At 64.0% G+C, this 20,879-nt stretch carries 17 protein-coding genes; 10 read left to right on the forward strand and 7 right to left on the reverse strand.

Going from position 1 to position 20,879, the window contains the following annotated elements; translation table 11 throughout:
• Positions 1-3: 3 nt before the first annotated feature.
• Complete coding sequence (ubiE, locus tag ACFSCT_RS08250) at positions 4-756, reverse strand: bifunctional demethylmenaquinone methyltransferase/2-methoxy-6-polyprenyl-1,4-benzoquinol methylase UbiE (RefSeq protein ID WP_379141771.1); 753 nt, start codon at positions 754-756, stop codon at positions 4-6.
• 76 nt (positions 757-832) lie between these two features.
• On the opposite strand from ubiE, the gene mutM reads away from it, so the two are divergent.
• From mutM to ACFSCT_RS08285, 7 genes are all read left to right on the forward strand, one after another.
• Complete coding sequence (gene mutM / locus ACFSCT_RS08255) at positions 833-1,684, forward strand: bifunctional DNA-formamidopyrimidine glycosylase/DNA-(apurinic or apyrimidinic site) lyase (protein WP_379141773.1); 852 nt, start codon at positions 833-835, stop codon at positions 1,682-1,684.
• Positions 1,685-1,771: 87 nt separating this feature from the next.
• The gene (locus tag ACFSCT_RS08260; protein ID WP_379141775.1) at positions 1,772-2,548 is read left to right on the forward strand and encodes an enoyl-CoA hydratase; all 777 of its coding nucleotides are present in this window, start codon (positions 1,772-1,774) and stop codon (positions 2,546-2,548) included.
• 166 nt (positions 2,549-2,714) lie between these two features.
• Entirely contained in the window at positions 2,715-2,984 is a 270-nt protein-coding gene (rpsT, locus tag ACFSCT_RS08265; RefSeq protein WP_379141778.1) for a 30S ribosomal protein S20, read from the forward strand.
• Between the two features lie 523 nt (positions 2,985-3,507).
• Entirely contained in the window at positions 3,508-4,863 is a 1,356-nt protein-coding gene (dnaA, locus tag ACFSCT_RS08270) for a chromosomal replication initiator protein DnaA (RefSeq protein WP_379141780.1), read from the forward strand.
• Between the two features lie 80 nt (positions 4,864-4,943).
• The gene (dnaN, locus tag ACFSCT_RS08275) at positions 4,944-6,062 is read left to right on the forward strand and encodes a DNA polymerase III subunit beta (protein WP_379141783.1); all 1,119 of its coding nucleotides are present in this window, start codon (positions 4,944-4,946) and stop codon (positions 6,060-6,062) included.
• Positions 6,059-7,141 (forward strand): DNA replication/repair protein RecF, encoded by a 1,083-nt coding sequence (gene recF, locus ACFSCT_RS08280; protein ID WP_379141786.1) that lies wholly within the window; start codon positions 6,059-6,061, stop codon positions 7,139-7,141. The genes dnaN and recF overlap by 4 nt, the downstream gene beginning before the upstream one ends.
• A complete protein-coding gene (locus ACFSCT_RS08285) occupies positions 7,141-7,578 on the forward strand; it encodes a VOC family protein (protein ID WP_379141788.1) in 438 nt (145 codons plus the stop codon). Before recF ends, ACFSCT_RS08285 begins: the two co-directional genes overlap by 1 nt.
• On the opposite strand, the gene ACFSCT_RS08290 is transcribed toward ACFSCT_RS08285, so the two are convergent.
• On the reverse strand, positions 7,575-9,119 hold the full coding sequence (locus tag ACFSCT_RS08290; RefSeq protein WP_379141790.1) for a phospholipase D family protein: 1,545 nt from the start codon (positions 9,117-9,119) through the stop codon (positions 7,575-7,577). The genes ACFSCT_RS08285 and ACFSCT_RS08290 overlap by 4 nt on opposite strands.
• Positions 9,120-9,283: 164 nt before the next feature.
• Here ACFSCT_RS08290 and gyrB point away from each other — a divergent pair, with 164 nt between their 5' ends.
• Both gyrB and ACFSCT_RS08300 read left to right on the forward strand, forming a co-directional pair.
• Positions 9,284-11,722 carry a DNA topoisomerase (ATP-hydrolyzing) subunit B gene (gene gyrB, locus ACFSCT_RS08295; protein ID WP_379141793.1) on the forward strand — a complete coding sequence of 813 codons (2,439 nt, stop codon included), beginning with the start codon at positions 9,284-9,286 and terminating at the stop codon, positions 11,720-11,722.
• A gap of 189 nt (positions 11,723-11,911) precedes the next feature.
• The gene (locus ACFSCT_RS08300; protein ID WP_379141794.1) at positions 11,912-12,637 is read left to right on the forward strand and encodes an outer membrane protein; all 726 of its coding nucleotides are present in this window, start codon (positions 11,912-11,914) and stop codon (positions 12,635-12,637) included.
• 62 nt (positions 12,638-12,699) lie between these two features.
• Here ACFSCT_RS08300 and ACFSCT_RS08305 read toward each other — a convergent pair whose 3' ends face one another.
• The 5 genes from ACFSCT_RS08305 to ACFSCT_RS08325 form a co-directional block, all read right to left on the reverse strand.
• On the reverse strand, positions 12,700-13,644 hold the full coding sequence (locus tag ACFSCT_RS08305) for an extracellular catalytic domain type 1 short-chain-length polyhydroxyalkanoate depolymerase (RefSeq protein WP_379141795.1): 945 nt from the start codon (positions 13,642-13,644) through the stop codon (positions 12,700-12,702).
• 102 nt (positions 13,645-13,746) lie between these two features.
• The gene (gene pdeM, locus ACFSCT_RS08310) at positions 13,747-14,400 is read right to left on the reverse strand and encodes a ligase-associated DNA damage response endonuclease PdeM (protein WP_379141798.1); all 654 of its coding nucleotides are present in this window, start codon (positions 14,398-14,400) and stop codon (positions 13,747-13,749) included.
• On the reverse strand, positions 14,397-16,802 hold the full coding sequence (locus tag ACFSCT_RS08315; RefSeq protein WP_379141800.1) for a ligase-associated DNA damage response DEXH box helicase: 2,406 nt from the start codon (positions 16,800-16,802) through the stop codon (positions 14,397-14,399). The genes pdeM and ACFSCT_RS08315 overlap by 4 nt, the downstream gene beginning before the upstream one ends.
• A gap of 268 nt (positions 16,803-17,070) precedes the next feature.
• Positions 17,071-18,672, reverse strand: a complete 1,602-nt coding sequence (locus tag ACFSCT_RS08320; RefSeq protein WP_379141801.1) for a cisplatin damage response ATP-dependent DNA ligase — start codon at positions 18,670-18,672, stop codon at positions 17,071-17,073.
• Positions 18,669-19,661: a ligase-associated DNA damage response exonuclease gene (locus tag ACFSCT_RS08325; RefSeq protein ID WP_379141803.1), complete on the reverse strand. Its 993-nt coding sequence runs from the start codon at positions 19,659-19,661 to the stop codon at positions 18,669-18,671. Before ACFSCT_RS08325 ends, ACFSCT_RS08320 begins: the two co-directional genes overlap by 4 nt.
• Positions 19,662-19,848: 187 nt before the next feature.
• Here ACFSCT_RS08325 and ACFSCT_RS08330 point away from each other — a divergent pair, with 187 nt between their 5' ends.
• Positions 19,849-20,877: a substrate-binding domain-containing protein gene (locus tag ACFSCT_RS08330; RefSeq protein WP_379141805.1), complete on the forward strand. Its 1,029-nt coding sequence runs from the start codon at positions 19,849-19,851 to the stop codon at positions 20,875-20,877.
• Positions 20,878-20,879 lie beyond the last annotated feature (2 nt).

Raw genomic sequence — 20,879 nt, forward strand, 5'->3', positions numbered from 1 at the left:
CGCTCAGATTTTCCAGCCAGAATGAAGCGCGGCGATCCCCATCGAAAGGTTGCGCCAGGCGACCCGCGCGAATCCGGCATCGCGGATCATTGCGGCAAAGGTTTCCTGATCGGGGAAACGCCGGATCGATTCGACCAGATACTGATAGCTGTCGCGATCCCCCGCGACGGCCTGGCCCAGGGCGGGAATGACGTTGAAGGAATAGCGGTCATAAGCCCATTGCATCGCCGGAACCGGCAACTGGCTGAACTCCAGCACCATCAGCCTGCCCCCGGGGCGCAGCACGCGAAACGCCTCGGACAGCGCGTCGGCGATCCGGGTGACGTTCCTGATGCCGAACGAGATCGTGTAGACGTCAAAACTGTCATTGGCGAAAGGCAGCGCCATCGCATCGCCCGTGACCCATTCAAGCCGGTCTGCCAGCGCGGCCGCCTCGGCCCGCTTGCGCCCTTCGACCAGCATCGGAAGGGTCATGTCGCAGACCGTCGCCGTGGCGCGCGGGGCGCGCGCCAGAAAGCGAAAGGATATGTCGCCGGTTCCCCCCGCCACATCCAGCAACCGCTGGCCATTGCGCGGCGCCAGCCAGTCCATCATGGCGGATTTCCAGATCCGGTGAACACCGACCGACATCAGGTCGTTCATCACGTCATAGCGGGCGGCGACCGAGGAAAAGACGTCATGCACCAACCCCGCCTTTTCGTCCTCGGACACCGAGCGAAAGCCGAAATGGGTCGATTTTCCAGTCTTGTCGGTCATTTGTCTTGTCCTGCGCGGCTCTACCCGCCATCTGTCATGTCACGTGACGCGGCACAATGCGACGAAAGAGAACGGATTGCCAGAACTGCCCGAAGTCGAAACCGTCCGCAGCGGTCTTGCCCCGGTCATGGAGGGGCGGGTGATCGCATCCGTTCAGGTGCGCAGGCCCGATCTGCGCTGGCCCTTGCCGCCTGATCTGGTGCAGGTCCTGACCGGCGCGCGGGTCACCGCGCTGCGCCGCAGGTCGAAGTACATCCTTGCCGATCTGGATCGCGGCGCATCGATGCTGCTGCACCTCGGCATGTCCGGCCGGCTGCTGATCGAGGCGCGGCCGACGGCGGATTACCACCGCGACCCGGCCATTCTGCCCCGCCATGACCATGTGCAATGGCAGATGCAGGATGGTGCGACGATCACGTTCAACGATGCCCGGCGATTCGGCATGGTCGATCTGATCGCCGAAGGGGCGGAGCCCGCGCATCCGCTGCTGCGCCACCTTGGGCCCGAGCCGCTGGGCGCGGATTTCCATGCCGAGGCGCTGGCGGCGGCGCTGAAGGAACGGCGGGCGCCGATCAAGGCGATGCTGCTTGATCAGCGGATCGTGGCGGGGCTGGGCAATATCTATGTCAGTGAGGCGCTGCACCGTGCCGGTATTGACCCCCGGCGCGCGGCCGGCAGAATTGGCGCCTCGCGGCTGGCGGCATTGGTCGGCCATATCCGCGACGTCCTGACCGAGGCGATCGCCGCCGGCGGCTCGAGCCTGCGCGACCACCGGCAGACCACGGGCGAGCTGGGCTATTTCCAGCATGCGTTCCGGGTTTACGATCGCGAAGGCGCCGCTTGTCCCACGCCCGGCTGTGCCGGCGTGATTCGCCGGATCGTCCAGTCCGGGCGCAGCAGTTATTATTGCCCGGTCTGCCAACGCTAGGCGTCGCGAGATGCTGCGATAGCTGGCAATATCGGCGCCTTGCTGCTAGATCGCGGCACGGAAACCGACCAGAAGGACGCTGGGCAGATGGCTTACAAGACGCTGATCGTCGAAATTGAGGACTATGTCGCCGTAATCCGGCTGAACCGGCCCGAGGCGCTGAACGCCCTGAACTCTGAACTTCTGGGTGAGCTGGCCGATGCGCTGGGCGCGGCGGACAAGAACGAAAAAGTGCGCTGCATCGTTCTGACCGGCAGCGAGAAGGCCTTTGCCGCCGGGGCCGACATCAAGGAAATGTCGGAAAAGAATTTCGTCGACATGTTCACCGAGGAAATGTTCGGCACCCAATTCGATGCGATCACCCGGGTGCGCAAGCCGATCATCGCGGCGGTGTCCGGTTATGCGCTGGGCGGGGGCTGCGAGTTGGCGATGGCCTGCGACTTCATCATCTGCGCGGATAACGCGAAATTCGGCCAGCCCGAGATCAACCTTGGCGTGGTGGCCGGGATCGGCGGGACGCAACGCATGACCCGCTCGATCGGCAAGGCGAAGTCGATGGACATGCACCTGACCGGCCGTTTCATGGACGCCGCCGAGGCCGAAAGCGCCGGTCTTGTCAGTCGCGTGGTGCCGGCCGCGGCTTTGATGGACGAGGCGATCGGTGCGGCGCGGAAAATCGCCGCCAAGTCGCAGATCGCCGTCATGGTGGTGAAAGAGGCCGTAAACCGCGCCTATGAAACCACTCTGCGCGAGGGGATCCTGTTCGAGCGCCGGGTATTCAACGCGCTGTTCGCCACCGAGGACCAGAAAGAGGGCATGGCCGCCTTTCTGGAAAAGCGCGAGCCGCAATTCCGCGATAAATAGGCCCGGACGACGCTAGCGTGTGGGTCATGTGACAGAATGGTCGCAGATGGCGCGCCTGCGATGAATCCGGGCTGAAAGAATCACCAGTCGCCATGTTGACTTGGGTCTGTTCCCGGACTAGAAGCGCGGCTTCAAGAATTTACCGAATCTGATCGGAACAGCAACAATGGCCAATACGCCCCAATCTAAAAAGCGCGCACGCCAGACCGAGCGCCGCACTGCCGTGAACAAGGCGCGCCGCTCGCGCATCCGCACCTTCATCCGCAAGGTCGAGGAAGCTCTGGGTACGGGTGACGCTTCGGCCGCCGCCGCGGCGCTGAAGGTCGCGCAGCCGGAAATGGCGCGCGGTATCACCAAAGGTGTGCTGCACAAAAATACCGTCGCGCGGAAGATGTCGCGCCTTTCGGCCCGCATCAAGGCGCTGTCGGCAGCCTGATATCGTCGCAGTTGACTGATTGCGCGGCGCATCCCGTCTGGGGTGCGCCGTTTCTATTCTGCCACAGCCAGACCATTGAATTTAAACGATTTATCTCACTGTGACAGTTTCGTGAGATTCGTTTGATAGAATCCGCTGTCAAGCATTAAGTTCCCTTGCGACTCTGATCGCGAAGTTGCTAGCGTGTCTTTAGCGATTCACTCGCCATGGGACATGACAGCCCGACAGCCGTTTCGATTCTGCCAGATCGGACCGCGCCGGGGCAGGGATGGAAGAACAGGCAAGCTGTTTGCCGCGCCGTCCGGCTTACCCGATCTTACCGGCTGCCACCGGTGATCAGGGGGGCTTTGTCCGGCCACTGAACCGGTCGCAGGAAGCGGCCCGTCGGCTTAGCGCCGTTCGGGCTCGGGATAATGTTGCCGTTTCGCATGGCCGCCACCCGTTGGCCGGGTCGGGGGAATCGTTGTCCCGTCGGACGTTGCCGGCGGGGGTTGGGGACATAGAACGACTGGGCGGCTTTAAGATGGAAGACATCTGGGGGCGGGCACAAGAAGAACTGCGCAAGCGGATCGGTGCCAGCAATTTTACCACGTGGATCGAGCCCTTGCGGCTGGCGAAGATCGAGGACGGACAGGCCGAGATTACCTGCCCGACGCGCTTCATGTGCGACTGGGTCAAGCGGCATTACGCTGAAAACATCCTCCGGGGTCTCAAGGACGCCGACGGGACGGTGACGCGGCTGAACATCAAGGTCGTCGCCGCCTCGGCCGCGCCGGGCAAGGCCGCCCCCCGCCAAAGCGTGCCGCGGGTGCGCAAGCCGGCTGCCCCGGATTCCGACCTGCCCACGGCGCCGCTCGACAGCCGCTTTACCTTTGAGAATTTCGTCGTCGGCAAGCCGAATGAGCTTGCCCATGCCGCCGCGCGTCGCGTGGCCGATGGCGGTCCCGTTACCTTCAACCCGCTGTTCCTTTACGGCGGCGTGGGTCTGGGCAAGACCCATCTGATGCACGCCATCGCGCGTGAGATCATGACCCGCCGCCCGGATCAGAAGGTCCTGTACCTCTCGGCCGAACAGTTCATGTACCGTTTCATTCAGGCGCTGCGTGAACGCCAGACCATGGGGTTCAAGGAAATCTTCCGCAACGTCGATGTGCTGATGGTCGATGACGTCCAGTTCATCGCCGGCAAGGACAGCACGCAGGAAGAATTCTTCCATACGTTCAATTTCCTGATCGACCAGGGCAAGCAGATCGTGATTTCGGCCGACCGCGCGCCGGGCGAGATCAAGGACCTTGAGGATCGGATCAAAAGCCGGTTGCAATCAGGGCTGATCGTCGATCTGCATCCGGCCGATTACGAATTGCGTCTGGGGATCCTGCAATCCAAGGTCGATCACTATCTGACCCAGTATCCCGGCCTGCAGATCGCGCCCGGCGTGCTGGAGTTTCTTGCCCATCGCATCACCTCGAACGTGCGGGTGCTGGAAGGCGCGCTGACCCGGCTTTACGCCTTTGCAAGCCTCGTGGGCCGCGAGATCACGCTGGATCTGACCCAGGAATGCCTTGCCGACATCCTGCGCGCCAGCGACCGCCGCGTCTCGATCGAGGATATTCAGCGTCGGGTGGCCGAACATTACAACGTCCGTTTCGCTGATCTGATCGGGCCCAAGCGGGTGCGGGCGGTGGCGCGTCCGCGGCAGGTGGCGATGTATCTTGCCAAGCAACTGACCAGCCGCTCGCTGCCGGAAATCGGCCGGCGGTTCGGCGGGCGGGACCACACCACCATCATGCACGGCGTGCGCAAGGTCGAGGAATTGCGTGACAACGACCGGCAACTCTCCGAGGATCTGGACCTGCTGTCACGCCTGTTGCAAGCCTGAGTGCTTGCATAGCTCAGTGGTTGCGGGCATTGATTTCAAGCTGATAGATTCAATGCCATAGATGGGATGTGGGGGATAGCATGAAGTTCTCGATCGAGCGGGCCGCGCTGGTCAAGGCCGTGGCGCAGGCGCAGTCGGTGGTGGAACGGCGCAATACCATTCCGATTCTGGCGAACGTCCTGATCGAGGCGGTACCGGATTCCGTCAGTTTCCGCGCCACCGATCTGGACACCGAGATCGTCGACAAGGCCGCCGCGCATGTCGAGCGGCCCGGCGCGACCACCGTGAACGCCCAGATGCTGCATGAAATCGTCCGCAAACTGCCCGATGGCGCGCTGGTCAACCTGACGCTTGACGGGGCCAACGGACGTCTCGGCGTGCAGGCGGGCAAGTCCAGCTTTTCGCTGGCGACGCTGCCGCGCGAAGATTTTCCGGTCATGGCCAGCAGCGAATATACCGCCAATTTCTCGGCCAACGCTGCGGTTCTGCGCCGCCTGTTCGACAAGGCGAAATTTGCCATTTCGAACGAGGAAACCCGCTATTACCTGAACGGCGTCTATATGCATGTCGCGACCGGCGAGGATGGGGCGGTGCTGCGCTGCGTGGCGACCGATGGGCACCGGCTGGCGCGCATCGACGCCGCCCTGCCGGAAGGTGCCGCCGACATGCCCGGCGTGATCGTTCCGCGAAAGACCGTGGCCGAACTGCGCAAGCTTTTGGACGAGGATGATGCCGCCATCGCCGTGTCGGTCAGCGAAACCAAGATCCGGTTCGCGACCCCCACGATCACCCTGACATCCAAGGTCATCGACGGCACTTTCCCCGATTACACCCGGGTGATCCCCACCGCCAACAGCCGCCGGCTGGAGGTTGACGCCGCCGATTTCGCCCGTGCGGTCGACCGGGTGGCGACGGTCAGCAGCGAACGCTCTCGCGCCGTCAAGTTGTCATTGGACGAAGACCGGCTGATCCTTTCGGTGAACGCCCCCGACGCCGGCGCCGCCGAAGAGGAACTGGCGGTCGCCTATTCCGACGAGCCGCTGGAGATCGGGTTCAACGCCAAGTATTTGCAGGAAATCGCCAGTCAGGTCGATCGTGAGAACGCGGTCTTTCTGTTCAACGGCTCGGGCGATCCGACGCTCATGCGCGAGGGCGGCGATACTTCGGCGGTCTATGTCGTCATGCCGATGCGGGTTTGACGCTTACCCATCTGCGCCTGTCTCAGTTCCGGTCATGGGAAAGCCTGCGGCTGGAGCTGGATTCCCGGCCCATGGCGATTTACGGCGCTAACGGGTCGGGCAAGACCAATATTCTGGAATCACTGTCGATGCTGGCGCCGGGGCGCGGGCTGCGTGGCGCCAGCGCCGCCGATCAGGCCCGGCAGGGTGTCGGTGCGGGCTGGCGCATCCGGGCCCGCGTCGATGACCATGACATCGCGACCGGCGCGGCCGATGGCGGCGTGCGCGAGGTGACGCTGGACGAAAAGCCCAGCACTCAGGTCGCGCTGGGGGATGTCCTGCGGGTGATCTGGCTGGTGCCGGCGATGGACCGGCTTTGGACCGAGGCACCCGAAGGCCGGAGGCGGTTTCTGGACCGGCTGACGCTGTCGTTCATCCCCGGCCACGCCGAGGACAGTCTCGCCTATGACCGCGCCATGCGGGAACGCAATCGCCTGCTGCGCGATCAGGTTCAGGATCCGGCATGGTACCGCGCGCTGGAATCGCAGATGGCCGATGCCGGCGCGGCAATAACCCGCCACCGGCTGGACGCCATCGATCTGATCGCCAGGGCGCAGGCCGACGGCATGACCCAGTTTCCCGCCGCCACCCTGACCCTTTTGCCGGGCGAAGGTTTTGCCGACGACCCCGCGCCCGACAGCATCGCCGAGCGTCTGGCGCGGTTCCGGTCCCGGGACATGGGCGCCGGCCGCAGTCTGACCGGCCCGCATCGCGCCGATCTGGGCGCCCATTGGGGACCGCAGGAGATGCCGGCCGCGCTTTCCTCGACCGGCGAGCAAAAGGCGCTTTTGCTGTCGCTGATTCTTGCCAACGCGCGGGCCCTGGCCAGCGAGATTCCGGTTCTGCTGCTGGATGAGGTCGCCGCCCATCTGGATGGGGACCGCCGCGCGATGCTGTATGATGAAATCGCCGCCCTGTCCGCGCAGGCGTTCCTGACCGGAACCGGGCCGGAGCTGTTCGACAGCCTTTCCGACCGGGCGCGCATGGTCGAGATCCGACGCGAGGATGCCGTGTCGGCAGCAACCGAAAGGACGCCATGATGGCTTTTCCCCGCCAAAGGGTAACGCTGGTGACCTTGGGCGTCGCGGATATGATGCGCGCCCGCCGCTTTTACGAAGGCTGGGGCTGGACCCCGCACCAGCCCGAGCAGGAGGGGGTTCTTTTCTTTCAGATGAACGGCGCGGTGCTGGCGCTGTTCGGAATCTCCGATCTGGCCGCCGATCAGGGCCGGGCCGATGCGCAACTTGGTACCGGCGCAATGACGCTGGCGCAGAATTGCGCCGACGATGCCGAGACCGACGCCGTGTTCGATGCCGCGATTGCGGCCGGCGCGACACCGCTGAAGCGGCCCGAAAAAGTGTTCTGGGGCGGGTATTCCGGCTATTTCAGCGATCCAGACGGGCATGTCTGGGAAATCGCCACGAATCCTTTCTGGCCGCTGGACAGCGACGGTTCGCTGACCCTGCCGTCGGGTTAAAGCAGCCACTCGATCGGCAGAATATTCAGCACATAGACCAGCAAACGATCCCCGAAATTCAGCCCGGGTTCGCTGGCGACGACCTGTGGCGCGGCGCCAGAAACGGGGTCGAGCCAGACCATATCGCCGTCCTGCAAGACCGGCTCATAGCTGCGCGGCACCAGAAAATCGGTCAGCCCGTCGCTGCTGCGCTGCGCGATCGTCGGGCTGTCGATCAGAAACCCCATCTCGCAGTTCAGCAGGGCCGAACGCGGGTCAAAGTTGAACGAGCCGATGAAAACCCGCGCCGCGTCAACCGAGAACGTCTTGGCGTGCAGCGACGCCCCCGACGAGCCGATGGGCCCAAGCTCGGCCTCGCCGGTCGGTGCGTCGCCATTGCGCTTCAACTCGTAAAGCTGAACCCCGCCCTCCAGCAACTCGCGCCGGTATTTGACATAGCCCGCATGGACCATGGCGACATCCGTCGCCTCCCACGAATTGGTCAGGATGCGGATTTTGACCCCCGAACCGGCAAGCCGGGTGAAAAAGGCCGTGCCGGTCTTGCCGGGCACGAAATAGGCCGAGATCAGATCAAGATCGGTTTTCACGCCGCCGAGGATCTGCCCGAGCCTGGAGATCATGAGCTGATCGCGATTGATGAAGCCGGTGCCTTTCACCGGATCGTCCGCCACGACCTGCACCTTCGACCACTCAAGCTGCGGCGCCTCGCCCGCGGCGATCCGGTCGGCGGCGGATTGGCTGCTTTTCATGAAGGCCACGCCTTCTGCCGAGGCTTTGGCTTCGGCGACCTTGGCGTCGAATTCGGTCAGATCGCCCGGCCCCGCGATGACCTGATCCAGCGCAAGAACGGGTTCCGAATTCCAGTATTCGTCGAAGATCGTGGCGGTATCGCTGACCACCGTGCCGACGCCGAGCACGTCGAGATCAAGATAGGACGGCTCGTCCCCGACCGAGAAATATTCGTTCCCGATGTTGCGGCCGCCGACGATGGCGACGGCGCCATCGACAATGAACGCCTTGTTATGCATGCGGCGGTTCATGCGCAGCGGATACAGCACATAGCCAAGACCCTTCGGTTGCCGAACCGTCGAGGGGTTGAAAATACGCACGTCGAAATTCGGCAGGGCGTCCAGCCCCGCCAGCGTCTGGTCCAGTCCCGAAATGCCGTTGTCATCAAGAAGCAACCGCACCCGGACGCCGCGCAACGCGGCATTGCGCAGGGAATCCAGCAACAACAGGCCCGACGTGTCCTGATGCCAGATGTAATACATGGTGTCGATGGAACGCTCGGCGCCGTCGGCCAGCGCGATCCGGCTGTGCAGCGCCTCGACCCCATCCGCGATCGGGATCACGCCGCTTTCGCCGGGATGCTCGCTTTGGGCCTCGACCGCGCGCGGACCAAGTGTCGTTGCCGGATCAAACGGAATCGCCGCTTCGGGCGCGCGACCGGCGGTCCCGGGAACCGCGAAAATCATTCGGCCGGCGAACCAGATCAGCGCCAGCGAGGCAAGGAGCAACAACAATACTTTAAGCACGCGCATAACCGGTTCCAGCAAGGGTCAGATGGGTAATATTCAACCTTGCGGGCCAGATTGAACAGCTTGTCGTGACAAGGCAAAGGAATACCGCGAAATCATGTGGCTTTCCCGTGACTTTGCCGAATTAAATCACTATATGTTGCGGCGACATACGGGAACATCCAGGCATGACAAACAGCAGCGCGCAGCCGCAAGAATACGGCGCCGATTCCATCAAGGTTCTTAAGGGGTTAGAGGCCGTTCGCAAGCGGCCGGGCATGTATATCGGGGATACGGATGACGGCTCCGGCCTTCATCACATGGTCTATGAGGTCGTGGATAACGGCATTGACGAGGCGCTGGCCGGTCACGCCACCGCAGTGACCGTGACGATCCACGCCGACAGCAGCGTTTCGGTGCGCGACAACGGGCGCGGCATTCCGGTTGACATGCATCCGACCGAGGGGGTCAGCGCGGCCGAGGTCATCATGACTCAGCTGCATGCCGGCGGCAAATTCGATCAGAACAGCTACAAGGTTTCGGGCGGTCTGCACGGGGTCGGGGTTTCGGTCGTCAACGCGCTGTCGGACTGGCTGGAGCTGCGCATCTGGCGCAACGGCAAGGAATATTTCGCGCGGTTCGAAAACGGCGACACGGTCGAGCATCTGCGTGTCGTGAACGAGGATTCGGCCGGCGAGAAAGGAACCGAGGTCCGGTTTCTGGCCTCGAAGCGCGGGAACGGCGGGACCGGCACGTTTTCAAATCTCGATTACAGCTTCAAGACGCTGGAAAACCGCCTGCGCGAGCTGGCGTTCCTGAATTCGGGCGTGCGCATCGTTCTTATCGACGAACGCCCCGCCGAACCTCTGCGCAGCGAGCTTTTCTATGAGGGCGGGGTGATGGAGTTCGTCCGCTATCTCGACCGCTCGAAACAGCCGGTCATGCCGAACCCGATCTTTATCCGTGGCGAACGCGGCGGCATCGGCATCGAGGTCGCGATGTGGTGGAACGACAGCTATCATGAATCGGTGCTGCCCTTTACCAACAACATCCCGCAGCGCGATGGCGGCACCCATCTGGCCGGCTTCCGCGCCGCCCTGACCCGGACCATCAACAACTATGCCCAAAGCTCGGGTATCGCCAAGCGCGAAAAGGTCGAATTTACCGGGGATGACGCGCGCGAAGGGCTGACCTGCGTGCTGTCGGTGAAAGTGCCGGATCCCAAATTTTCCAGCCAGACCAAGGACAAGCTGGTCTCGAGCGAGGTGCGCCCGGCGGTCGAGAACCTTGTCGGCGAGAAACTGGCCGAGTGGTTCGAGGAAAACCCGCTGGAAGCCAAGGCGATCACCGCCAAGATCATCGAGGCGGCGCTGGCCCGCGAGGCCGCCCGCAAGGCCCGTGACCTGACCCGGCGCAAGACCGCGATGGACGTGGCCAGCCTGCCCGGCAAGCTTGCCGATTGTCAGGAAAAAGACCCCGCGCTAAGCGAATTGTTCATCGTCGAGGGTGACTCGGCCGGCGGTTCGGCCAAACAGGGGCGCTCGCGCCAGAATCAGGCCGTGCTTCCCCTGCGCGGCAAGATCCTGAACGTCGAACGGGCGCGTTTCGACCGCATGTTGTCCAGCGAACAGATCGGCACGCTGATCACCGCGCTGGGGACCGGGATCGGCCGTGACGAGTTCAATCTGGACAAGCTGCGCTACCACAAGATCGTCATCATGACCGATGCCGATGTCGACGGCGCCCATATCCGCACGCTGCTGCTGACCTTCTTCTTCCGGCAGATGCCGGAACTGATCGAGGCGGGGCATTTGTTCATCGCGCAGCCGCCGCTTTACAAGGTCAGCCGCGGAAAGTCCGAGGTTTATCTGAAGGACGAAGCCGCGCTTGAGGATTATCTGGTCCAGCAGGGCGTCGAAGGCGCGGTTCTTCGGCTTGGTTCGGGCGAGGAGATCAGCGGCGCCGATCTGACCCGCGTCGTCGAAGAGGCGCGCACCGCCAAGCGGGCATTGCGGGCCTATCCGAACCATTATCCGATGCATATCACCGAACAGGCCGCCATCGCCGGGGCGCTTTTGCCGGGTGCGGTCGATGCCGATGCGCAAGGCGTGGCCGACGCGCTGGCGCGCCGTCTGGACCAGATCGCCGAGGAATACGAACGCGGCTGGTCCGGCAGGCCGACGCAGGATCACGGGATCCGCATGTCCCGTCAGCTTCGCGGCGTCGAGGAAGTGCGGGTCTTGGATGGCGCGATGTTGCGAAGCGGCGAGTCGCGCCGCCTTGGCGGCATGACCGCCCAGCTTCAAGAGGTGTATGCCCAACCCGCGCGACTGGTCCGCAAGGACCGCGAGATGCCGATCTATGGCCCGCTGGGTCTGCTTTCGGCGATCTTCCTTGAGGGTGAGAAGGGGCTTTCCCTGCAACGCTACAAGGGTCTGGGCGAGATGAACCCCGACCAGCTTTGGGAGACGACGCTGGACCCGGTGGCGCGGACGATGCTGCAGGTCCGGGTCGAAGACGTGACCGATGCCGATGATATTTTCACAAAATTGATGGGCGACGTCGTGGAACCCCGGCGCGAGTTCATTCAGCAAAATGCCCTGTCGGTTGAAAACATTGATATTTAATGAAAAACCGGCCGCAACTGCGGGTTGTATGTGACCTTTCTGCCGCGCCGCCCGGTTTGTTGCCCGGTAAAACGGACGTTATCGGCAATATTATTGTTTCAATAGGGACGAAATTGTATTGTGGCCTAAATGGGCGGAAGGCCGAACTCGGCTCCGCTGCATGGGCGTTACGCTTAAGGAGTTTTCGAGATGGTCAAAACTAGCCTGAATGCTATGGTGTTTGCTGCCGCGGCGGCATCGGTTGTCGGCAGTGGTGCGGTGGCCGGTGGGTTCACCCCCGCCGTCGAAGAAGTTGCCCCGATCGTTGAAGTCGCGCCCGCGCTGCCGATGTGGCAGGGTGGCTATGTCGGCGGTACGCTGGGTTATGCGTTCAGCGGCGACGACCGGGTCGGCCTGTCACCCAATGCCGGCGGCGCTTCCTATGACGTCGACAAGCTGAAACTGAGCGGTCTGAACGGCGGTATTCGCGCCGGTTACCGCTGGCAGCGCAATGCATGGGTGTTCGGCACCGAACTCGGCATCGAGGGCGGCAATGTCAAGGACAGCTTCAGCACCGACGGTTATGACGGCAGCATGAAGGTCAAGAACGTTCTGGCACTGCGCAGCAAGATCGGCCGCGCCATGGACAACGGCCTGCTGGTCTATGGTATCGGCGGTATCGCCCGCGGCAAGTTCGACTATTCGGTCGAGGGTACCGGTCCCGCCGGCGTGGCGAACATCAACGAATCGTTCAGCAAAACCGGCTATATCGTCGGTCTGGGCGTTGAAAAGATGATCAACGAGCGGATGTCGATCACCGGTGAGTATGAATACGCCAACTTCGGCAAGACCGAGCTGAACGGCACCAGCGGTCTCGCGACCCGCGCGACCCCGGATTATCACAACATCAAGGTCGGCGTGAACTTCCGCTTCTGATCGGCGGTTCATCGACAAGGAATGGCCCGCGAGATGGTTTCCCGCGGGCTTTTTCATGCGGTTCAGACCCGATCCCGGTGTTCCCAGAAAAAACGCAGCATCTCGGCGCTGGCATCCGGGCCGTCGGGATCGGTATGGCTGCCCTGCGCATTGCCACCGGACCAGGCGTGGCCCAGGCCGTCGACCAGCCAGATCTCGCCCGCATCGGATTTGCGCGCGCTCCAGCGCCGGCCATTGGCCGGGCGGCCGCGATAGACCGCGCCACCCTTGATGCGATCGGCGAGCTTTTCGCCATTGGCCGGATGGACCACGCGGTCGGCGCCGCCGTGAAAGATGATCAGCGGCACCGACGCCGGCACCGCGCCCTGCGGATGGTCCGATTTCATCGCGGCCATCGCGCCGCCGACCGAAGCCGCAGCACCCACCGGCAGCCCGGAGTGAATCCCGGCCGCCCGGAACCGGCGCGGATAGCTGTTCGCAAGGATCGCGGCCATCGCGCCGCCCGCCGACATGCCGGCGACAAAGACATCCGCGTTGCTTAGCCCTTCGGCCTTCAGCGCGTGCGCGATCAGTTCGGCCAAAAGCGCGGATTCGCCCGATTTCACCTGATTGGCCGGCTCGAACCAGTTCCAGCAGCGCATCGGGTTCGCCTCGATCGCCTGCTCGGGGTAGATCACATAGGCGCCCCGCTTGTCGGCGGCGGCGTTCATGCCGGTCCCGAGCGCAAAATCCGCCGCGTTCTGGGTGCAGCCGTGCAACATCACCACGACCGCCGGCTTGTCGGCCGGTTTCGCCGGGCGAAAGATCAGATAGTCGCGGCTGCCATGGGCCGTTTCCGCATGCATCCGCTCCATATCCGTGGGCTCAGCGGTCACGCCGGGCAGGCCGGGCGTGGTTATGCCGTTTGCGGCCAACGTATCGCGCACCAGATTGCTCGCCTCGATGGGCGAACCCAGCTTGCGCATCCGATCATAAATATCCGTCAGAGATGGCAGATTGCCGTTCATGACAAATCTCCTTCTATTCGCTGCAACGCAGCAATCCTGTTCAAGATAGGACACTACACGACGAATTCCATCATAAATGCTGCAATGCAGCATTTATTTAGATCACCCCTGCGTCAAGGGAACGGGCACCGCGCGGCGCAGGCAGGCGACGCCCAAACCACCGGCAACCAGCCGCCACAATGGCGGAAGGCGGGCATCCATGCCGCCGGTATAGGCCCCGAACGCCGGCAAAATCAGATGATTGGCGCCGATCAGAAAGGCCCGCCGCCGGTCTCCGGCCAAACGCAGGACGGGGTGGAAATGGCCGGCAATATCCGGCCCGGGGCCCGGTTCATGACGCAGCGTCACCGCGCCGATGGCGATCGCGTCGACCGCCCGGCCGGGTAAACGACCGCTGGGCGTGCCGGGATCGTGATTGCCCTGAACCCATATCCAGTCGCGCCCGCGCGCCAGACCCGAAATCACCGCGCAACTTTCGTCGGGCAAACCACCGGCGGCCTGCAGATCGTCGAACGCATCGCCAAGGCTGATCACACAAGCGGGGGTGGTGGCGGCGATTTCCTCGGTCAGCCGTTCCAGCGTGACCATGGTTTCATAGGGGGGCAGCAATGCGCCGCCGCGCCGCGCCATGCGCTCGGATTTGCCCAGATGCAGGTCGGCCACGATCAGCCAGCGGCGTTCCGGCCACCACAGCGCCCCCGAGCTGCGCGCCACCAGCCGCAAGCCGTGGAAATCGAACGCATAGCCGTCGCTCATGCCAGCCCCGCCTCGGCCATCAGCGCCGCGGCCTCGGCTTCGGCCAGCCGTTCGCGGCCCTGCCCCTTGATCGGCACCCGCCCGACCTCCAAGAGCAGCGGCGCGGCAAGCGGGGTCACGCGGTCCAGCCGCCGGTGTTCGATCAGGGGTGAGCGGTCCAGCATCTCCTCGATCCGGCCGAAATCGACCAATCCGCGCCCGGCCTCGGTCGCCGTGATCCGCATCAGCAGGTGATCGGGGTCATAGCGGCGCAGCGTGTCATACAGGATGTCGCTTGAGAACGTCGCCTGCCGCCCCGATTTCCGCGCGCCCGGCAGGTTGCGCTGGATCAGGCCGGCGACCGTCGCGACATTGCGAAAGGTGCGCTTCATGACCGCGTTATCGCCAAGCCATTGATCCAGCCCGTGACGCAACCGTTCGCGGTCCAGAAGCGGTGCGGGGTCGGTCACCGGATCCACCGACCAGATCAGCAGCGCATAATCGGTCGACAGAAACCCCAGCGGCCCGAGTCCCGCCTGCTCCATCGCGCGGGTCAGCAGAAGGCCAAGGGTCTGCATCGCATTGCGCCCGGCAAAGCCGTATACGGCGAAATGGCTATGGCCGGCGTGCGGGAATGTTTCGCACAACAGCACGCCCGGCTGGGGCAGGCTGCTCATCCGGCCCTGAACCGCAAGCCATTCCCGCGTATCGGGCGGCAGCTCGGCATGGCGCGCCGGGTCGCCGATCAGCGACAGGACCCGATGCGCAAGCTGCGTCGACATCGCGAGCTTGGTGCCCGAATAGACGGCGATTTTCGGGTTGCGCGACGGCTGCGGCGTGACCACAAGCGACAGTTCGCGCAGCGCATCCATGCGGACCGTCTGGCCGCCTATCAGAAAAGTATCGCCGGGCACGAGGCTGGCGGCGAAACCCTCTTCGACCTCGCCCAGAAGATTGCCGCTGCGCAGGCGGACCCGCGTCATCTCGGTATCGACGATGGTGCCGATGTTCATGCGCAGGTTCCGCGCGGCCCGCGGATCGCGCAACTGCCAATGCCCGTCGCGCAGCATCAGCCTTTGCCAGCGATCATAGGCCCGCAGCGCATAGCCGCCGGTCGCGGCGAAATCCAGACAGTCGTCGAAAGCGGCGCGGGACAGTTTGCCATAGGGACCGGCGGTCCTGACCTCGGCGAAAAGCCGGTCGGCATCGAAAGGGCCCGAACAGGCCGTCAGCAGAATATGCTGGCACAGGACGTCCAGCGGCCCGGGGGGACGCGGATCTCCGTCCAGATCGCGCTCGGCCACGGCCTGAAGGGCGGCCACGCATTCGATGACCTCGAACCGGTTCGCGGGGACGATGCGGGCGCGGGATGGCGCGTTATAGCGGTGATTGGCCCGGCCGATACGCTGGACAAGACGCTTGACGTTTTTGGGTGCGCCGACCTGTATCACCAGATCGACCGCGCCCCAGTCGATCCCCAGATCCAGACTGCCGGTGGCCACCACGGCACGCAGCTTGCCCGCGGCCATCGCGGCCTCGACCTTTTCGCGAGCCTCGCGCGACAGGCTGCCATGGTGCAGCCCGATGGGCAGGTTGTCCTCATTCGCGGCCCATAGCGCCTGAAAGAACAGTTCGGCCTGGGCGCGGGTATTGATGAATATGATGGTGGTGTTGGCGCCGCGGATCTGTTCAAGAACCTCGGGAATCGCGTAATGGCCGCCCCCGCCGGACCAAGGCGCGGGTCGCGCGGTCGGCAGCATGGCGATATCGGGATCGGGGCCCGGGTCGGCATGCAGGATCGCCGCGCCGCCCATGAAATCGGCCAGCGCCTGCGGATCCTCGACCGTGGCCGAAAGGCCGGTGGCGACCAGATCGGGGGACAGGCCGCGCAGCCGCGCGAGGCACAGCATCAGTTGGTCGCCGCGCTTGTTTTCCGCCAGCGCGTGCAATTCGTCGATCACCACCCGCCGCAGATTGCCGAAAATGCGCGGCGCCTCGGGATAGGACAGCATCAGCGCCAGGCTTTCCGGCGTGGTCAGCAGAATATCGGGCGGGTCGGTGCGCTGTCGTTGCCGTTTCGCGTTCGCGGTATCGCCGGTCCGATCCTCGATGCGGATGGGCAGGTTCAGATCGGCCACCGGCCGCGCCAGATTGCGGCCGATATCAGCGGTCAGCGCCTTCAACGGCGAGACATAAAGCGTATGCAGCCCCTGACCGCCATTCCGCAGCGCGATCAGCGACGGCAGAAATCCGGCCAGCGTCTTGCCGCCGCCGGTCGGCGCGATCAGCAGACTGTCCCGATCCGCGTCGAGCAGGGCGAGTTGATAGGGATGCGGCGTCCAGCCGCGATCCGAAAACCACTGCGCAAAGGCAGCGGGCAGACCTGCCGAGGCCGCGGTGCCGCTGCGCCGTTCGCCTGTCATGCCCGGATGCCGCGTTGAGACCATTCGGCGGTGGTACAGCCCGGCCCCGCGTCGCGCAACGCGGCCCCTCGGGCCATCGCGCAGGCGTTATGCCGGCAATCGGTCACAATCGCGGCGGCGTGGCGGACTTGCGCGACGGAACGCGTGACCTGTCCGAAATCGCTTTGGCACCCATCCGGAAAATTTCCGGGGTCTGTGGTTCCGACCTTCCCGATCAGCGGTGCGGCACAAGAAAGGCGTGCGAATATTCGCCGCATCGACAACCCCCTTAACCGATCGGTTTCAACGGCTGGGCGTCGCCGGCCGGGTCCGCGCGGCCCGCATCAATCATCGCCTCAAGCGTGGTCAGCCGGTCAGCCTCGGCCGCCGGCTTGTCCCAGCGGATGCGGCTGATCCGGGGAAACCGCATCGCCACGCCGGATTTGTGGCGCGAGGAGCGGTTGATGCCCTCGAACGCGACCTCGACCACCAGCGAAGGGGCAAGGGCACGCACCGGGCCGTAACGTTCGGTCGTATTCTGGCGGACGAAACGGTCAAGCTGCTGCAATTCGTCGTCAGTGAAACCGAAATAGGCCTTGCCGACGGGGACCAGCGCCGCCCCGTCCCACAGACCGAAGGTGAAATCGCTGTAGAAACCCGAGCGTTTGCCGTGGCCCCGTTGCGCATACATCAGCACGGCGTCGACCACACGGGGATCATGTTTCCATTTGAACCAAGGGCCGCGCGGGCGGCCGCCGACATAGGTGCTGTCACGGCGCTTGATCATCACGCCCTCGATAACGCCGCTGGGCGGGTCGGCGCGCAGGGCGGCGAGTTCGTCCCAATCGGCAAAACCCAGCAGCGGAGAGATGTCGATGCGGTCCGAGCCGAAATCGGCGTTTTCAAGCGCGGCCCGGCGTTCGGTCAGCGGTTGATCGCGCAGGTCGCGCCCCTGCCAGATCAGCAGGTCATAGATCCGCAGTCCCGCCGGATGGCTTTCCAGCATGGCGCGGCTGACGGTCTTGCGGTTCAGCCGCTGCTGCAATTCGTTGAAGCTGGCGACGGCATCGGCGCGGCGGACGAGAAGCTCTCCGTCGGCGGTGCCGTCGAAATTCATTGCGTCGATCACATCGGGAAAAGCCGTTGAAATATCCTCGCCCGTGCGGGAATACAGCCGTCGCACGCCGCCGTCGGACACCGCCTGAACCCGGATGCCGTCCCATTTCCATTCGGCGAAATACGCGCCGGGGTCCAGCGGTCGCAAACCGTCCAGATCGATCGCGGTGGACAGCATCACCGGCCGGAACGGCGCAAGGGCGGCGGCGCTTGGGCGCGGGGCGCCGGCGATCCAGTCGAACAGCGGCTGATAGGGTGGGGTCAGGCCGTGCCAGACCTCTTCGATCTCGGTCACGGTCGGGGCGCCCATCTCGGCCAGCGCCATCCGGGCCATCCGCGCCGACAGACCGACACGCATGTTCCCCGTCGCCAATTTCAGCAGCGCCAGCCGTTCCGAGGCACCCAGCCGGTCAAGCTGCGCGGCGATGGCGGCCGGCAACCCCGATTTGCCGGTCTTTTCCAGCATGCCGACCGCATCGGCCAGCGCCAGATCCTCGTCGCCGCCACCAGGCCAGACCAAGGCGATGGTTTCGGCCAGATCACCGACGAAATCATAGCTCAGCGCGACAAGCTGTGGATCGACCCGCTCGGACACCAGACCGCGCAGCAATCCGGGCGTCACCGTGCGCAGTCGCAGATCGCCGGTCAACGCGGCCAGCGCAAAGCCGCGATCGGGATCGGGCGTCTGTTCCAGATAATGGCGCAGCAGGCGCAGCTTAGCATTGCGCGCCGGCGTGAAGGCCAGCCGTTCCAGCAATCGGGCAAACGCCTTCATTCCGGATCATCCTCGTAACCGACCAGCCGCAAGGGCCGCGCCGAAACGCCGGTAAGCTCGCACCAGCGCAAAAGCCCCTCTTCGGCGCCATGGGTGATCCAGACCTCTGACGGAGAAAGCTCGGTGATGGTCTGCGTAAGCTGCGGCCAGTCGACGTGATCGCTGATCATCAAGGGCAGTTCGACGCCGCGCTGGCGGGCGCGGGCGCGGATCTGCATCCAGCCGCTGGCGAAACCGATGACCGGATCGCGGAATCGCTGGATCCATGGGCTTTCGAAGCTGCCCGGCGGGGCGATCATCAATTGCGCCGGTACCGAATCCGCGGTTGCCGGGATCAGCGAACCCAGCGGAACGCCCTGCTGAACGTGATAGGCGCAAAGTTTTTCAAGCGCGCCGTGGATGGCGATCGGGGCATCATGCCCGGCCTGCCGCGCCAGCGCGATCAGCCGTTGCGCCTTGCCCAGAGCATAGGCGCCGATCACATGCGGACGCTCGGGGAATTCGGCCATGCTGGACAAAAGGCGGCCGACCTCGGTCATCGGGTCGGGATGATGAAAGACCGGCAGGCCGAATGTCGCCTCGGTCACGAATATCTCGCAGGGCACCGGCTCCCATGCCGCGCAAACCGGGTTCGGGGTGCGGCAGTAATCGCCCGATATGACGATGGTCGGGCCGCGGTCGGGGATGATTTCGATCTGGGCCGAGCCGAGTATATGGCCGGCGGGGTGAAAGCGGACGGTGACCGCGCCGATCCGGACCGGACCTTCGGCGGCCTGCGTGGCACCGGCGAAATCCGCCCCATAGCGAATCGCCATGATGTCCAGCGTCTCCCGCGTCGCCAGCACGCTGCCGTGGCCGGCCCGCGCGTGGTCGCCATGGCCATGGGTGATCAGGGCCCGGTCAACCGGCGTCATCGGGTCGACATAGAATCCACCCGGCGGGCAATACAGCCCGGCCGGGGTGGGATGCAGGATGGAATCGCCGCGCATTTGGGGAATATCGTGAACATTTGCCGCAAAGACAATGGTCATGGGCAAGAGCGACGCGTCCGGCGCGTTCCATACTGAGCCGTGCAGCGTCATAAAATTGTCATGAACCTGTCGCATAAGCGACATGGACCGGCAGTAGGCATCGGGCAGGCCGATTCCCGGTCAATGAGAAATTCAGGAGAGATCCATGAAATCCGCAAAGCTCGCCGTTTCGGCATTCGCTCTGCTTGCCATGTCGGCCGGAATGGCCGCTGCGCGCGACCAGATCCAGATCGCTGGCTCGTCCACCGTTCTGCCCTATGCGACCATCGTCGCCGAGGCGTTCGGTGAAAACACCGACTTCCCGACCCCGGTGGTCGAATCGGGCGGCTCGGGCGCCGGCCTCAAGAAATTCTGCGAAGGCGTGGGCGAGGGCACCATCGACATCGCCAATGCCTCGCGCGCGATCAAGGATTCCGAGCGTGAAGCCTGTGCCGCCGCCGGCGTGACCGACATCATGGAAGTCCGCATCGGCTATGACGGCATCGTCTTTGCCAGCGACATCAACGGCAACGATTTCAAATTCACCCCGGCCGACTGGTACAAGGCGCTGGCCGCCAATGTCGTGAAGGACGGCAAACTGGTGCCGAACACGGTGACCAAGTGGAACGAAGTGAATCCCGACCTGCCCGATCAGGAAATCCTGGCCTTCGTTCCGGGCACCAAGCACGGCACCCGTGAAGTGTTCGAGGAAAAGGTGATCGCCGCCGGCTGCGAGGAAACGAAAGCCAAGGAAGAGATCGCCAAGATCGTCACCGACAAGGACGAAGCCGCCAAAGCCTGCACCGCGCTGCGCACCGATGGCAAAGCGGTCGACATCGACGGCGACTATACCGAGACGCTGGCCCGCATCGACAGCGCCAAGAACGGCATCGGCGTGTTCGGTCTGTCTTTCTATGAAAACAACACCAGCAAGCTGAAAGTCGCCACGATGAGCGGCGTCGTTCCCTCGACCGAGACCATCGCGTCGGGCGAGTACCCGGTTTCCCGTCCGCTGTTCTTCTATGTGAAGAAAGCCCATATCGGTCAGGTCCCGGGCCTGAAGGAATTCGCCGAGTTCTTCGTGTCGGACGAGATGGCGGGTCCCGAGGGTCCGCTGGCCGCCTATGGTCTGGTTTCCGACCCCGAGCTGGCCAAGACTCAGGCCGCCGTCGCCGACGAGCAGGTGATGAACTGATA

The organism is Paracoccus pacificus, assembly GCF_042680785.1.
In the GTDB taxonomy this organism is placed as follows: Bacteria; Pseudomonadota; Alphaproteobacteria; order Rhodobacterales; family Rhodobacteraceae; genus Paracoccus; species Paracoccus pacificus.

Excerpts from the sequence above, each read along its gene's own strand:
- ACFSCT_RS08315 (WP_379141800.1), bottom strand. The coding sequence starts at position 16,802 with ATGACAGGCGAACGGCGCAGCGGCACCGCGGCCTCGGCAGGTCTGCCC.
- dnaN (WP_379141783.1), top strand. The coding sequence starts at position 4,944 with ATGAAGTTCTCGATCGAGCGGGCCGCGCTGGTCAAGGCCGTGGCGCAG.
- ACFSCT_RS08300 (WP_379141794.1), top strand. The coding sequence starts at position 11,912 with ATGGTCAAAACTAGCCTGAATGCTATGGTGTTTGCTGCCGCGGCGGCA.
- rpsT (WP_379141778.1), top strand. The coding sequence starts at position 2,715 with ATGGCCAATACGCCCCAATCTAAAAAGCGCGCACGCCAGACCGAGCGC.
- ACFSCT_RS08325 (WP_379141803.1), bottom strand. The coding sequence starts at position 19,661 with ATGCGCGGCGATTCCATCCTGCATCCCACCCCGGCCGGGCTGTATTGC.
- dnaA (WP_379141780.1), top strand. The coding sequence starts at position 3,508 with ATGGAAGACATCTGGGGGCGGGCACAAGAAGAACTGCGCAAGCGGATC.
- ACFSCT_RS08260 (WP_379141775.1), top strand. The coding sequence starts at position 1,772 with ATGGCTTACAAGACGCTGATCGTCGAAATTGAGGACTATGTCGCCGTA.
- ACFSCT_RS08290 (WP_379141790.1), bottom strand. The coding sequence starts at position 9,119 with ATGCGCGTGCTTAAAGTATTGTTGTTGCTCCTTGCCTCGCTGGCGCTG.
- ubiE (WP_379141771.1), bottom strand. The coding sequence starts at position 756 with ATGACCGACAAGACTGGAAAATCGACCCATTTCGGCTTTCGCTCGGTG.
- ACFSCT_RS08330 (WP_379141805.1), top strand. The coding sequence starts at position 19,849 with ATGAAATCCGCAAAGCTCGCCGTTTCGGCATTCGCTCTGCTTGCCATG.
- pdeM (WP_379141798.1), bottom strand. The coding sequence starts at position 14,400 with ATGAGCGACGGCTATGCGTTCGATTTCCACGGCTTGCGGCTGGTGGCG.
- ACFSCT_RS08320 (WP_379141801.1), bottom strand. The coding sequence starts at position 18,672 with ATGAAGGCGTTTGCCCGATTGCTGGAACGGCTGGCCTTCACGCCGGCG.
- ACFSCT_RS08305 (WP_379141795.1), bottom strand. The coding sequence starts at position 13,644 with ATGAACGGCAATCTGCCATCTCTGACGGATATTTATGATCGGATGCGC.
- gyrB (WP_379141793.1), top strand. The coding sequence starts at position 9,284 with ATGACAAACAGCAGCGCGCAGCCGCAAGAATACGGCGCCGATTCCATC.
- ACFSCT_RS08285 (WP_379141788.1), top strand. The coding sequence starts at position 7,141 with ATGGCTTTTCCCCGCCAAAGGGTAACGCTGGTGACCTTGGGCGTCGCG.